This window comes from Acinetobacter sp. UBA6526, assembly GCF_002434875.1.
In the GTDB taxonomy this organism is placed as follows: domain Bacteria; phylum Pseudomonadota; class Gammaproteobacteria; order Pseudomonadales; family Moraxellaceae; genus Acinetobacter; species Acinetobacter venetianus.
Window position 1 is genome coordinate 1 of the sequence record NZ_DJLC01000145.1, and the last position, 12,907, is coordinate 12,907.

Annotated in this window: 14 protein-coding genes and 1 pseudogene; 6 read left to right on the top strand and 9 right to left on the bottom strand. The window is 39.7% G+C overall.

What is annotated here, in order from left to right; genetic code table 11:
* From B4237_RS09505 to B4237_RS09515, 3 genes and pseudogenes are all read left to right on the top strand, one after another.
* A pseudogene (locus B4237_RS09505) lies at positions 1-724 on the top strand (MFS transporter); the annotation flags it as partial.
* A gap of 29 nt (positions 725-753) precedes the next feature.
* Positions 754-1,923, top strand: coding sequence for an HlyD family secretion protein (locus B4237_RS09510; protein WP_130134517.1), 1,170 nt, complete (start codon positions 754-756; stop codon positions 1,921-1,923).
* A 65-nt stretch (positions 1,924-1,988) separates the two neighbouring features.
* Positions 1,989-2,855 carry a 1-aminocyclopropane-1-carboxylate deaminase/D-cysteine desulfhydrase gene (locus B4237_RS09515; RefSeq protein WP_286942868.1) on the top strand — a complete coding sequence of 289 codons (867 nt, stop codon included), beginning with the start codon at positions 1,989-1,991 and terminating at the stop codon, positions 2,853-2,855.
* A 41-nt stretch (positions 2,856-2,896) separates the two neighbouring features.
* Here B4237_RS09515 and B4237_RS09520 read toward each other — a convergent pair whose 3' ends face one another.
* Positions 2,897-3,262, bottom strand: a complete 366-nt coding sequence (locus B4237_RS09520; RefSeq protein ID WP_007480977.1) for a DUF4870 family protein — start codon at positions 3,260-3,262, stop codon at positions 2,897-2,899.
* A 142-nt stretch (positions 3,263-3,404) separates the two neighbouring features.
* Between B4237_RS09520 and B4237_RS09525 the strand changes: the two genes are divergently transcribed.
* Positions 3,405-4,601, top strand: a complete 1,197-nt coding sequence (locus tag B4237_RS09525; RefSeq protein ID WP_286942870.1) for an NAD(P)/FAD-dependent oxidoreductase — start codon at positions 3,405-3,407, stop codon at positions 4,599-4,601.
* Positions 4,602-4,633: 32 nt separating this feature from the next.
* Here the strand turns inward: B4237_RS09525 and B4237_RS09530 are convergent, their stop codons facing one another.
* The 3 genes from B4237_RS09530 to B4237_RS09540 all read right to left on the bottom strand — a co-directional run bounded on the left by B4237_RS09530 (position 4,634) and on the right by B4237_RS09540 (position 7,047).
* Positions 4,634-4,813 carry a hypothetical protein gene (locus tag B4237_RS09530; protein ID WP_004881297.1) on the bottom strand — a complete coding sequence of 60 codons (180 nt, stop codon included), beginning with the start codon at positions 4,811-4,813 and terminating at the stop codon, positions 4,634-4,636.
* 242 nt (positions 4,814-5,055) lie between these two features.
* The gene (locus B4237_RS09535; protein WP_286942872.1) at positions 5,056-6,618 is read right to left on the bottom strand and encodes a mechanosensitive ion channel; all 1,563 of its coding nucleotides are present in this window, start codon (positions 6,616-6,618) and stop codon (positions 5,056-5,058) included.
* A 228-nt stretch (positions 6,619-6,846) separates the two neighbouring features.
* Entirely contained in the window at positions 6,847-7,047 is a 201-nt protein-coding gene (locus B4237_RS09540; RefSeq protein ID WP_004881301.1) for a hypothetical protein, read from the bottom strand.
* Between the two features lie 208 nt (positions 7,048-7,255).
* Between B4237_RS09540 and B4237_RS09545 the strand changes: the two genes are divergently transcribed.
* Complete coding sequence (locus tag B4237_RS09545) at positions 7,256-7,678, top strand: hypothetical protein (RefSeq protein ID WP_017196615.1); 423 nt, start codon at positions 7,256-7,258, stop codon at positions 7,676-7,678.
* Positions 7,679-7,723: 45 nt separating this feature from the next.
* Here the strand turns inward: B4237_RS09545 and B4237_RS09550 are convergent, their stop codons facing one another.
* On the bottom strand, positions 7,724-8,485 hold the full coding sequence (locus tag B4237_RS09550) for a ferredoxin--NADP reductase (protein WP_286942875.1): 762 nt from the start codon (positions 8,483-8,485) through the stop codon (positions 7,724-7,726).
* 84 nt (positions 8,486-8,569) lie between these two features.
* On the opposite strand from B4237_RS09550, the gene gigC reads away from it, so the two are divergent.
* A complete protein-coding gene (gene gigC, locus B4237_RS09555) occupies positions 8,570-9,454 on the top strand; it encodes a LysR family transcriptional regulator GigC (protein ID WP_004881307.1) in 885 nt (294 codons plus the stop codon).
* Positions 9,455-9,466: 12 nt separating this feature from the next.
* Here the strand turns inward: gigC and B4237_RS09560 are convergent, their stop codons facing one another.
* The 4 genes from B4237_RS09560 to nuoN form a co-directional block, all read right to left on the bottom strand.
* The gene (locus tag B4237_RS09560) at positions 9,467-10,171 is read right to left on the bottom strand and encodes a cold shock domain-containing protein (RefSeq protein WP_286942877.1); all 705 of its coding nucleotides are present in this window, start codon (positions 10,169-10,171) and stop codon (positions 9,467-9,469) included.
* A gap of 84 nt (positions 10,172-10,255) precedes the next feature.
* Positions 10,256-10,549, bottom strand: a complete 294-nt coding sequence (locus B4237_RS09565; protein ID WP_004881310.1) for a cold shock domain-containing protein — start codon at positions 10,547-10,549, stop codon at positions 10,256-10,258.
* 118 nt (positions 10,550-10,667) lie between these two features.
* Entirely contained in the window at positions 10,668-11,303 is a 636-nt protein-coding gene (gene upp, locus B4237_RS09570; RefSeq protein ID WP_019385118.1) for a uracil phosphoribosyltransferase, read from the bottom strand.
* Between the two features lie 107 nt (positions 11,304-11,410).
* Positions 11,411-12,907 (bottom strand): NADH-quinone oxidoreductase subunit NuoN, encoded by a 1,497-nt coding sequence (gene nuoN, locus B4237_RS09575; RefSeq protein ID WP_286942880.1) that lies wholly within the window; start codon positions 12,905-12,907, stop codon positions 11,411-11,413.

Here is a 12,907-nt window from a genome sequence, read left to right on the forward strand (position 1 = left end):
AATGTCGGAACAAAGCTATGCCGCAGTGAACTTTTTGAAAACTATGGGAATGGGACCTGACCAATTTGTGCCACTTTATGTTGTGATCTTCTGCGGAACGATTGCTGGTTCGGTTTTCAGTGCGATTACCTTTCATCGTGAGCGTTTGATTTTAAATTTATTCCTCGCCGAAATTTTAATTTTAATTGCTTGTGCATTGGACTATCACCTGACCAGTGATGTCCGTCCAGCAAACTTTTATCGTAGTCAATTCTTAGTGAGTTTTGCAGGCGGTGTATTCATTGGGCCACTGCTACTGATGGGTTTCATGCGGACATTACAACGCGGTCCACAATATGTCGTGACCTTTATCGTGTTGTTCTCGGCAACACAGAACTTTGGTGGTTTGGTTGGCTCATCATTTTTTAATACCTACCAACAACACCAAACCAATAATTATAAAGTTGAGATCAACAGTAACTTAGATCCAACAAACCCACTTGTCGCACAACGCTTACAGACTTATCAGCATAGTGCCATGGTTACAACCAATGATCCTGTTTTGCAAAGTAATCAAGCGGCTCAGAACTTAAATAAAGTCGTCACTCGTGAAGCACAAGTTCGTGCCTATAACGATGTGATCGTACTGAATGGCATTTTTGCCGTCATTTTACTGCTATGGGGCTTGTTTAAGTATGTCCGCAATAAGTACATCACCCGAAGAAATCTGCAAGCAGCAAATTAACCCTTATAGTATTTGATTGAGAAAAAATTATGTCAGACGAAAATCAAGAGAAACCCGAAAATCAGGCAGCTCAAGTTGAGCAAGCCAAAGCGGAGACGGAAACAGCGAAAGCATCTGAAACACCAAATCAATTGCCTCCTCCGCCACCTCCTCCAACGAGTAAACTGATTAAAACCAAACGCTCAACCTTGTGGTGGATGTTATTGGTATTGCTGGTCGGGATTACCATTATTTTATGGGCTTGGAGGATTGGGCCATTCCATACAGCTGTTGAACAAACAGATAACAGCTATGTAAAAGGAAAAACAACGATTCTCTCGTCGCAAATCAATGGTTATATCAAAGATGTGTTAGTAAAAGATTTTGATCATGTTAAGCAAGGTCAAGTACTGATGCATATTGATGCAACCACCTATGACCAAAAAGTGACTCAGGCTGTTTCTGGCGTAGAACAAGCACAAAATAGCCTTGCTAATCAAACTCAAGCGATTGCACAACGCCAAGCAGATGTAGTTTCAGCACAAGCGAAACTGGATCAAGTGAAAGCACAATACGATTTGTCTGTTGCACAGCTTAAACGCTATCAACAACTTGGAAATAGTGGTGCTGCTTCAAAATCTGAACAGGATAAAGCTGCGGCAGATGCACAAAATAATTTGGCTTTACTCAAACAAGCTCAGGCCAATATTTTAGTTGCTCAAGAAGCGTTAAAAACGGCTCAAGTTGCCGAGAGCGGATTAAAAGCGCAGGTCAATAGTGCTCAAGCTCAATTAGATCAAGCCAATACCACCAAGGATTACAGCACGATTACTGCACCGCTTGATGGTCAACTGGGTGAGGTCAATCCTCGTGTTGGACAATATGTCGCCGCTGGAACACAACTACTGTATTTGATTCCCAAACAAACTTGGGTGATTGCCAACTTTAAAGAAACCCAAATTGCCAATATGAAAATTGGACAAAAAGCCTATTTCACAGTAGATGCACTCAATCATCAAAAATTTACAGGGCACGTTGAGCAAATTTCTCCTGCTGCGGGTTCAGAGTTTAGTGTGCTTAAACCTGATAATGCGACGGGAAATTTTACCAAAGTCGTTCAACGTATCTCAGTACGTATCACGATTGATCCAAATCAAAAAGGTATCGAAAACTTACGTCCAGGGATGTCTGTGATTACCTCAGTCAATACAGATTCCTAAAGCCTACTGACAGTCTCAATCAAATACATTTACAATGTGATCAAACCGATTTCTGATGTTGAAACATGTTTGATCACATTGCTTTTCCTACCCCTTATCAAACATTAGATACCCCATATCCTATTCAGATCACGGTGAAGCGCCTTGACCTGATTCATCCTCAAATCTCAGGAAATAAGTTTTTTAAACTCAAATACAATCTACTCGAAGCAAAGCAACTAGGTTTTAAGCAAATCCTTACCTTTGGCGGTGCTTATTCAAATCATATTGCAGCAACGGCGTATGCGGCACAGTTATTCGGTTTTCAAAGCATCGGCATTATTCGTGGTGATGAGCTACACACACAATCACTCAACCCCACCCTGCAAAGCGCAAATGATTTTGGTATGCAACTTCGTTTTGTCAGTCGAGCTGAATATCGACTACGGCATGACACGGATTATCAGCTACAACTAAAACAACACTATCCTGATGCGTATATCATTCCTGAGGGTGGAACAAATACATTTGCACTCAAAGGGACACAAGAGATTTTATCACCCGAAGATCAAACAAATTATGATGTCATTTGCTGTCCAGTAGGTACTGGCGGAACGATTGCAGGAATCATTGAAAGCAGTTCAAATCGACAACAAGTTTTGGGGTTTTCTGCATTAAAAGGTGAATTTCTTCGACACGATATTCAACAATGGACTGATAAACTTAATTGGTCGCTCACTGATCAATATTGCGGTGGTGGCTATGCAAAGAGCTCTCCTGAGCTGCTGCAATTTATGCTGCAATTTGAACAGCAACATGCCATTCCCTTGGAGCAAGTCTATACGGCTAAAATGATGATGGGTTTATTTGATTTAATTGGAAAAAATCATTTTCCTACTCATACTAGAATTTTAGTGATTCATACAGGTGGGTTACAGGGACGCATCAAATAAAAAAGCCGCCCTCAGGCAGCTCTGATTTTTTAAAATGAAACTTAAAACCAACCATCTCCAATCGGTTTGTTATCCATAAACACGACCAAGCCTTTGACAATTCGGTAAATAAACCAAATCGAAGCCGCAAGTAAAACAGGTATACCAATCAAGACAAATGTCAGGACAAAACCAATCAGTCCAGCGATTAAAGTAATCCAAAATGTTTTTATCTGCCATTCAAAATGACTCTCAAGCCATGTGCCTTTAACCTCATCACGCTTGATATAATTCATAATCACAGCCGCAATACTGGTCAAACCGACAAAAATACTGGCAGCGTATAATCCATAAGCAATCAGTGTGTATTGTCTCAATTGATCTTGTTTATTTGGCGATGTATCTTCTAAAAATGTCTTATCATTCATTATTCTAATCCCCTCTATCGAGACCAACTTTATAACATGCTTTAATTTTAAAAGTATATTTTTCAACCCAACAATCAACATACTCAAAATGCTTTAAATCTTTTATAATTGCCCGCTTTTCATATTCTATCGAGTATTGCTCATGGTTCATCAAGTGGATGTTGTGGTTTTAGGAGCTGGTGCGTCGGGCTTGATGCTGGCTGCCGAAGCAGCTAAGCGTGGGCGCTCCGTGGTGGTACTCGAAAAAGCCAATAAAGTAGGCAAAAAGATTTTGATGTCTGGTGGTGGTAAATGTAACTTTACCAATCTTGATGTTGAGCCATCCAACTATCTTTCAGAAAATCCACATTTCGTAATTTCCGCATTGACTCGCTACACCAATTGGGACTTCATTGGAATGGTCTGCGAGTATGGCATCGAATATGAAGAACGTAAGCATGGTCAGCTTTTTACTTTAAAAGGCGCAAAAGAAATCCTAGAAATGTTGCTCACAGAATGTGAAAAAGCAAAGTACGTGAATATTCAAACGCATTGTGAAGTTCAGGATGTTCAACCCAAAGCTGATTCAGGTTTTATCATTGATACCAATCAGGGAACTTATCAATGTGAATCTCTCGTTGTCGCGACTGGTGGTTTATCTATTCCAACTTTGGGTGGTTCTGGATTCGGCTATGAGCTTGCACAACAGTTTGGACACCATGTTTATCCAACCCGTGCGGGATTAGTTCCATTTACCTTTTCAGATCAGTTTAAAGAAGTAACGACTCGCTTGAGTGGTAATGCTTTAGATGCAACGCTGATCAATGACCGTCATCAATTCACCGAAGCCCTACTCTTTACACATCGTGGTTTAAGTGGTCCAAGTTCATTGCAACTGTCTAACTATTGGCATGTCGGTGAAAGTTTTAAAATTGACCTCTTCCCAAGCCAAGATTTAACTGAATTTTTTAAAGAAAAGAAAAAAGCGCAACCTAAAGTTCTACTAAGGACTTTACTGAATGAATTCACTGCGAAAAGTATTGTCTTAGAATTGCAGCAACTGATTTGGGCAGAACAAAGCGAAACCGCGATCAGCAATATTAGCGATGCTCAGCTTGAACACATTGCAACACAACTTCATGCATTTTCAGTAAAACCATCTGGTACTGAAGGCTATCGAACAGCCGAAGTCACACTAGGTGGTGTCGATACCAGCGAAGTGTCATCCAAAACGATGGAAAGCAAAAAACAGAAAGGCTTATATTTTGTCGGCGAAGTACTGGATGTGACAGGTCATTTAGGCGGATATAACTTCCAATGGGCATGGTCATCCGCACAAGCTGCTGCTCAATTTGTTTAATTCCAGTTTCGATTCGGCAGATTATGATGGATTTAACTATGGTGATCTGAAGAATTGGCCGCCTCTGAAGAAGGTGCTTGCTGTGCATTCGAAACTGTCTTCTCTTTGCTTGGACTGGATTTAGCAACCACAAATTTATAAGCACTAGCTAAAAAGCCAACAGTGATTCCAGCAATAATAATTGGCGCAAATACGCGGTTAGGCTTCTTCATTTAATTCTCCTATAGACTTTTTATTTAGAGACTATTGATACTTTAGCTATAAATGAATTGCATTTTAGGTCAAGTTTTTCTTTCTAGACATTTAACGCTCAACAAAGTGCCATATGTCTAAATAGATTGTCATTTACTATCCTATTGCAATACAACATAGTGACCAATAGCGTGAATACAAACAAAACGACCACCCTGCTTAGAGTGGTCGAATTGATTCAAAAAATCAAAGATTATTTTTACTATTCATCAGAATATGGCGACGATGGCGGTGTAGATGTCGGGTTTACACTCGATGTCATTTCATTCTGTTTCAGCGGATTGGGCTGTTTTCCTTCAGCTTTCGCTTTGTCCAACAAATCACCTAACAAACGCTCAGCAGGCTGACGACCACCTAGACCGAATGCCAGTGCGAACGCGACTGCAACTGAACCCAATGTTAAACCAAATGCTAAATTGACGATAGAGTCTGCAATGCCCATGGCTTTTAAACCCATCGCAATCACTAAGCCCATGATCAAGATACGAACTAGATTTCCCAACCAACGAGAACTATTGTATTCACCACGCTGAACCACGTTTGCAACAATGTTTGCTAGCCAGAAACCAATCACTAAAATCACAGCACCAAGCAATATATTTGCACCGAAATGGATAAACATTGCGATGAGCACACTCACTTGCTCAAGTCCAAGACGATTTGCAGCTTCTGAAACAGCAAATAGCATTGTGAAGAAAACAATCAAATAGCCAACAATATCCGAAACGCGTGTTTGACCAAGGAAACGTTGTAAATCCAATTTCATTGGAATTTCATCAACGCCTGCACCTGAAATTAATTCAGCCACTAAGCGTCCAACAAAACGGGAAACCACATACGCTACGATTAAAATCAAACCAGCAGCAATAATTTGTGGTATCGCATGCATGATTTCATTCAACATCGCTGTTGCGGGTTGAGAAATAGCTTCTATACCCAATGCTTCAAATGCAACGATTAACGTCGTGATAATAATGATCGCGAAAACAAAAGAACCTAAGAACTTAGATACGCTAGAGCTTTTAAATAGTCCAATTTTTTCAGCTTGTGCTTGCAAACCCAAACTATTGGTTAAGCCCTCAACAATACCGCGTACAATTTTTGCAAGAATATACCCAACAAAGATAATTACGCCTGTGATGAATAAGTTCGGAACAAAAGCAATTGCCTCATTGACCATGTTTTGGACGGGGATCAGTAAGCCTGTTAAGCCAAGAATAGAAAGTACAATTGGTAAGAATAATAACAACACTAACCAATAGAAAATCTCGCCAATATTACCACTCAGCGAACTGACACCAACTTCACTACTTAGTTTTTCATCCAAGTCCGTTTTAGCCAATACATTGGTCAATCCAACTCTCACCAGACGAGCAATAATCCAACCAATAAAACCAACAGCAACAGCAGCCAATAGATTTGGAATATAGGCAAGCACTCGCCCAACCATATTACTGAATGGATCACTTACACCACTAATATTTAATACGTTTAATGCTCCAACGACAGCGAGAATCATAACGAACCAAAACACCAGTTTTGAGATTAGATTTTCAATGTTTGAAGGATGGCCTGTAGCCGACGACAATTTATGATTGGTATCAAGTTTTTGTAATAGCTTCTTCACGCCAGCGGCAACAACTAAAGCAATAATCCAACCTAATAGTAAGATTACAACTGCCGCTAAAATCGGATGAAATTGATCCCAATAATACATTGCATCAAATCCCCCTCTCTGAGATGGACCACCAAAAAAATCATTCATATGTTTTTATCCTTATGTCGTGTTTTAAAGTAAAACCCAGCTACCCACGATTATTCTGTGAACGAATAACAAGAATTATGGATGCCTAAACCTTAGTTTTTGTCTATTTATCAATCAATAAATGGCAGCACTAATACAACAAAAAGCACTCAAAAATAAGCAAAAAAGCCCACCAGTTCACACCAATGAGCTTTCAAATCAATTTAAATGGTCTGAAAGTATGATTGGCTAAGCATTCAATAATGCCGACTGCAAATGTGACATCATCACTTGTGCAGTTGGATTTGCAGAATGGTCAGCAACCATATAAACAAGTAAAGCGATCAGAAATATTCCAACAATGATTAACATATACACTGGCAATTTCCGTTTTTTCGCAATTTCCTCTTTGCTCGCCACATGAGGATGTGGCTTACTAAAATCATGCATGATAGCAACCCCTCATCTTTTATTTCTCACGTAATCATCTTAGCAATAGGCTTTGTTGCATTGTGTGAAAAATCTTCGGACTATCGTTGTTTTGGTTGCAGAACTCTACTTTTTCTCGTTTAGGTTATTGTATAAAATATAGGCGCTTTTAGAATGTAGTAAAAATAAGCTATAATGTTCGATTGCCGTTTCTTTAATGTTTTGCTCTATGTCCTACAGCCGAGAAAGTGTTTCTCTTGATTTAGACACTGATGTTACACATCAATGTTTTTTGCATCACACTCGTGATGAACATTTGATTGGGATTATCGAGTTTAATAAACCGAGCTATATATTAAAGTGGGGAGATCTAGAATATTTCCGTCGTCGTACAGAAGAATTTTCTGTGATGCCACTACCTGATTGTATCAACGCGATGATCGTTGATATTCGTAATGTACAGCCATTTTTAGACAATGAAGTGCCGATTCTTCCTTGGCGTTTACTTGAAGAAGACTGTCCTGTGCGTTTGGTTGTTCCACAAGAACGTTTAGAGCATTATATTGGTCTATTTGAACCGACTTGGCTCACGACTGATGTTGATACCGCCATTCAAGAAATCCGTGAATTTATGGATATGTTTGTTCATTAAACATATCCATCGTCTCTAACCTATAGCAGCCTTAACGCTAGTTCATTACCAATAATTCTCTACTGCGATATTCCCTTCACCACGACGATTCATGGTTAAACCGCGTTGTTTAAGCGCCTCTTTGGTATCCTCCACCATTTGAGGATTACCACAGAGCATCACATGACTAGTTTCAGGATCGAGTGCTAAACTTACAGACTTTTCTAATTCACCATTTGCAATCAGAATCGGTAAGCGATCATGTAGTGCTGCATTTGGATCACGCGTAATGATCGGAATAAATTTGAATCCTGAATGTCCCTCACCAAACATTTCAGCAATTTCCTGAATCCGCTCAACGTATGCCAACTCTGAGGCTGTACGCACGCTATAGACTAAATTGATATGCTGATATTTAGTCCACGTCTCAAAATCTTGCAACATAGATAAAAATGGCGCTAAACCCGTTCCTGTAGCCAGTAACCATAAATCTTGCGGTAACGGTTGCTGATAACGCGCCAATGTTAAATAGCCATAAGATATTTTTTCAAGATAAAGTTCATCGCCAACACTGAGGTATTGCAAATTCGAAGTGAAAGCACCATCAGGAACAACGATTGAGAAGAACTCTAAGGTTTCATCAAAGGGCGAAGAAACAACAGAATAAGCTCTCACCACTAGTTCGCCCTCGACCATCAAGCCAATACGGGCAAACTGCCCCGCAGTAAACTTAAAATGTGCTGGGCGGGTCATCGTGAAGCTAAAAAGATTGTGAGTCCAACGGTGTACAGATAAAACTTTTTCTACGCTAAATTTTTCAATTGACATGATTTGAACGTGGCACGAAACAGTAAGCTCATGTTAGCATGATCGAATAATTGATGGATACTCAAAACATTAAGGCTATTTAACATGCGCATGACCTTACGCCAATTGGCTGTTTTTGTGGCGGTCGCTCAGGAAGGAACCGTAACCAAAGCTAGTGATGCTGTCCGACTCACCCAAAGTGCGGCAAGCATGGCCTTAGCTGATTTAGAAGATGGTCTTGGTGCACCTTTGTTTGATCGTTTAGGCAAACGCCTACAACTCAATGATTTGGGACGCTTCCTACTCCCACAAGCTTTAGAGATTTTAGGTCGTTGTGAATCATTCGAGCAAGCAGCTAAAGGCGAATTGCAAAGTATTGATTTACGTCTAGGTGCAACACTTACCATCAGTGATTATTTGATGCCTGATCTTATGGCTGATTTCTTACAGCGCCATCCACAAGCACATCTACAATTACAAGTCGGTAATACCCGCCAAATGATTGAAGCGGTTAATCAATTCCAACTTGATTTAGCATTAATCGAAGGTTCATGCCATTTACCACAATTACAGTGCATTCATTGGCGAGATGACGAGTTGGCTGTGTGTTGCGCACCTGAACATCCATTAGCGCAATTAAATCGCCCAATCACACCCACTGATTTCCATGACGTTGAATGGATTTTACGTGAAGAAGGTTCAGGTACTCGAGAAGTATTTGATAACGCGATTTTGCAAGACCTACCTGATGCAAATATCCGTTTAACACTTGGTCATAACGAAGCTATTTTAAAAATCGTTGCAGGTGGCTTAGGCATGTCATGTGTATCAAGACTCGCTATTGAACCTTTAGCTGAAAAAGGACAACTTGTTATTTTAGATACACCATTTTGGCAGCTTACTCGCCCACTCTTTATGCTGGTACATCGTCAAAAATATCAAGGTCCAGGCCTAAAAGCATTTCTACAATTCTGTGAAGATCAGGTTTAAACCTGATCTTTTTTATCTCCAACGAGAATCATTTTCACACGGTTCTCCGTCATTATCACCATCCATTTTAGTATTCGGACAGTTTCTAACAAACCATCGAGCTTCCTCAAGCGACCTCATTTGTGAACAGTGCTGTCGTCCATCACAACTAAATTTTTGAGTTGCAGTTACAGGCGATGCATTATACGTTTGTACTGGCGGAGTTGATGGTGCTTTCAAAGCGTGTTCCGTCTTTTCCGAGAGTTTAACTTCAGGCAGCTCACCCACTGCTTCTCGTTGTTGCTCAACTATTCTTTTTTGCTCTTCAATTAATTGAGCCGTTTTCAATGCTTTGGCTTGTTGAAAAGTTTGATACTTTTGGAAAACGAGCCCTGCTAAAATCGCAATGATAATAAGGCCAACGATGGTAAATGCCAGTCCCTTTTTACTACTCTGAGTAGGTTTTAACATCAGCTTTGGATCACTTGCCCCATTATCAGAATGATTTGGATAGTTTGTACTGACTGTCTTCAAATCCAAACGTACAATATTTGCCGCTTTAAATTTTCCATTACCCTCAACAATCAAAAACTTTAGCTTTTCACCAATCTTAGGTTCGCCTGCTGTTTTAGGAAAATCTTTAATATGGAAGAAAACATCAGCGTGATCACCATCAACGTCAATAAAGCCAAAACCTCTTTCTGAATTGTATTTTTTAATTTTTCCCTCAATAAACATCTTTCACACTCTATTTTTATATTGACACTATTCTAATAAAAAAGAGGCTAAAAAGCCTCTTTTTCCATGATATTTCAATGAAAATCAACGTCTAAAATTTGATAATAATTCCGATGTAATCGCTTTATTATGATTTGAGATTTGAGTTTTCTTGGTTTTTGCTGGATTTGGATCAACACGCTCAATCTGAATCGCTTTAAACTTACCTTGATTTTCTACTACAGCAAATTTCACTTTTTCATTTCGCTTAGGCTCACCTTCTTCCGCAGGGAAATCTGAAATATGAAAAAAGACATCACCCTCTGTTGTACCGATAAAACCAAAGCCCTTATCAGGATTATATTGTTTTACTTTGCCTTGATAAAAATCTTGTTTCATGACGTTTACCCTACTTTTAAAAACCGATATTCATAGTATATAGAAAATAAAAAAAGAGACTTTAGATCTCTCATAAAATTTATGACAGGATCTCGTCTCTTTTATTTATTTTTAAAAATTAATCTTTTTGGACACTACCAAAAATCTTATCACCAGCATCACCTAAACCAGGTACGATATAACCATCTTCATTTAAGCCTTGATCGATTGAAGCTGTATAAATGCGTACATCAGGATGTGCGGCTTCTACTTTTGCAATTCCTTCAGGTGCAGCAACAAGAACCATCACACGAATATCTTTACAACCGCTTGCTTTTAATACGTCAATCGCCGCGATTAAAGAGTTACCAGTCGCCAACATTGGATCAATAATCATGGCAATACGATTGGCAACATCAGGGACTAATTTTTTATAGTAGGTACGAACTTCTAAAGTTTCTTCATCACGCTCTAAGCCCAAAACACTGACTTTAGCACTTGGGATCAAGTTCAGCACCCCTTCTAGCATACCAATACCAGCACGAAGAATCGGTACAATAGTGATTTTTTTCCCTGCGATACGTTGAGTTGAGACTTTCCCTGCCCATCCATCAATTTCATGATCAACAACAGGAAGATCCTTTGTTGCTTCATAGGTCAATAACATCGTGACTTCTTGCGCTAACTCACGAAAATTCTTGGTACTAATGTCTGAACGACGTAATAGACCAATTTTATGGCGAATAAGCGGATGGCGAATTTCTTGGATAGACACGAGTGGGTACCTAGGTAATATTAATCTTCGGTTATTATAAAGTGTTTTTTTACTCTTCAATAAAAAAGCCCCCAATTTTTGGAGGCTTTTTTGTACAAATCAGATAATTACTGTTGTTGTGACAACATAAAATGCAATGGAGAAAGAATCTCTGCCTTCAATGCTAAGTTAATCATTGGATCAGGATAGATACCTAGGAATAACACAAGCAATGCAGCACCTAATACCATGATACCGCCTACTTTAGTACCCCAATGTGCATCTGCATCAATACGTGGTACGTCTGGTGGTGTCATATACATCACAACCATTACACGTAAATAGTAGTATAAACCGATACCACTACCCACCACGATCATTGCAGCTAAGAACCAGTGTTGTGTTGTCACCGCAGCCATAACGACGAGGAACTTACCAATGAAGCCTGCTGTTAGTGGAATACCCGCTAAAGACAACATCATCACAGTCAGCGTTGCAGTTAAAATCGGACGGCGCCAGAACAAACCACGGTAGTCTGCAAGGCTTTCAGCCTCATCAACGTTGTTGTATGGACTCGACATTAAAGCAACTGCACCGAATGCACCAATTGTCGTTAATACATAAGTGATCACATAAACAGTTACACTACCTAAGCTTGCATAAGTCATGCTGAGTAATGCAATCAGTAAATAACCAAAGTGTGCAATTGATGAATAACCTAAAATACGTTTTAAGTTTACTTGACGCACAGCAAGTAAGTTACCCACCAAGATCGATAACACTGCAATCACGGTTAACACAGTAACTAGCGATTCAACTAAGATCGCACCTGAAGTGAGTAAGTAACGTACAAACAGACCAATCGTTGCAACTTTTGCAGCCGTTGCCAAGAATGTCGCCATTGGCGCTGGTGCACCTGCATATACATCTGGCGTCCATTTATGGAACGGTGCAAGTGAAAGTTTAAATGCAACTGCAAAGATGATTAAGCCTAAGCCTAATAACACCATTGGCTGTTTAATCGCAGTCATCAACGCTTGAACAGAATCATAGAATGACAATGAACCTGTGTACGCATAGATATATGCCATACCCATAAGCAACATTGCAGAAGCCGTTGCTGAAAGTACAAGGTATTTAATCCCTGCTTCCAAAGACTGACTACGTTGATACGTGTACGCCAACATGCCGTATACAGGAATCGACATCAACTCTAAGCTGATGAAGAAAGCTGCATAGTGAGAGCTTGCAACCAATAACATTGCACCTACAACTGAAGACAGTAGCAAGATGTAAAGTTCTTCGCGGTTTTCTTTATAGGTCTCAATATAAGCGTGTGACAAGGTACAGCACGCTAATGCAGCAATCAAAATCAAGAATTGATAGAGCATGGTAAATGGATCAACCATAAACATGCCCATAACATTTACAGGTGCAAAATGTCCTGTATATGCAGTGTATGCGATATAAATTGCAGCGAGGTTTAAACCTATCACTGAAGTTGTCGCGATAAGATTGTGATTACGTTTGATCGCAGTCAACAACATCACAACAATTGCAGTCAATGCCACAATCATTACTGGAGCAAGAGGCATTAGCTCAGAAAAAGAAATTGTGAAGTTCAT

Coding starts and splice junctions, on each gene's coding strand:
- nuoN (WP_286942880.1), bottom strand. CDS start 12,907: ATGAACTTCACAATTTCTTTTTCTGAGCTAATGCCTCTTGCTCCAGTA.
- B4237_RS09545 (WP_017196615.1), top strand. CDS start 7,256: ATGTCCTACAGCCGAGAAAGTGTTTCTCTTGATTTAGACACTGATGTT.
- B4237_RS09560 (WP_286942877.1), bottom strand. CDS start 10,171: ATGTTTATTGAGGGAAAAATTAAAAAATACAATTCAGAAAGAGGTTTT.
- B4237_RS09515 (WP_286942868.1), top strand. CDS start 1,989: ATGTTTGATCACATTGCTTTTCCTACCCCTTATCAAACATTAGATACC.
- B4237_RS09510 (WP_130134517.1), top strand. CDS start 754: ATGTCAGACGAAAATCAAGAGAAACCCGAAAATCAGGCAGCTCAAGTT.
- B4237_RS09525 (WP_286942870.1), top strand. CDS start 3,405: ATGGTTCATCAAGTGGATGTTGTGGTTTTAGGAGCTGGTGCGTCGGGC.
- B4237_RS09520 (WP_007480977.1), bottom strand. CDS start 3,262: ATGAATGATAAGACATTTTTAGAAGATACATCGCCAAATAAACAAGAT.
- gigC (WP_004881307.1), top strand. CDS start 8,570: ATGCGCATGACCTTACGCCAATTGGCTGTTTTTGTGGCGGTCGCTCAG.
- B4237_RS09550 (WP_286942875.1), bottom strand. CDS start 8,485: ATGTCAATTGAAAAATTTAGCGTAGAAAAAGTTTTATCTGTACACCGT.
- B4237_RS09565 (WP_004881310.1), bottom strand. CDS start 10,549: ATGAAACAAGATTTTTATCAAGGCAAAGTAAAACAATATAATCCTGAT.
- B4237_RS09530 (WP_004881297.1), bottom strand. CDS start 4,813: ATGAAGAAGCCTAACCGCGTATTTGCGCCAATTATTATTGCTGGAATC.
- B4237_RS09535 (WP_286942872.1), bottom strand. CDS start 6,618: ATGAATGATTTTTTTGGTGGTCCATCTCAGAGAGGGGGATTTGATGCA.
- B4237_RS09540 (WP_004881301.1), bottom strand. CDS start 7,047: ATGCATGATTTTAGTAAGCCACATCCTCATGTGGCGAGCAAAGAGGAA.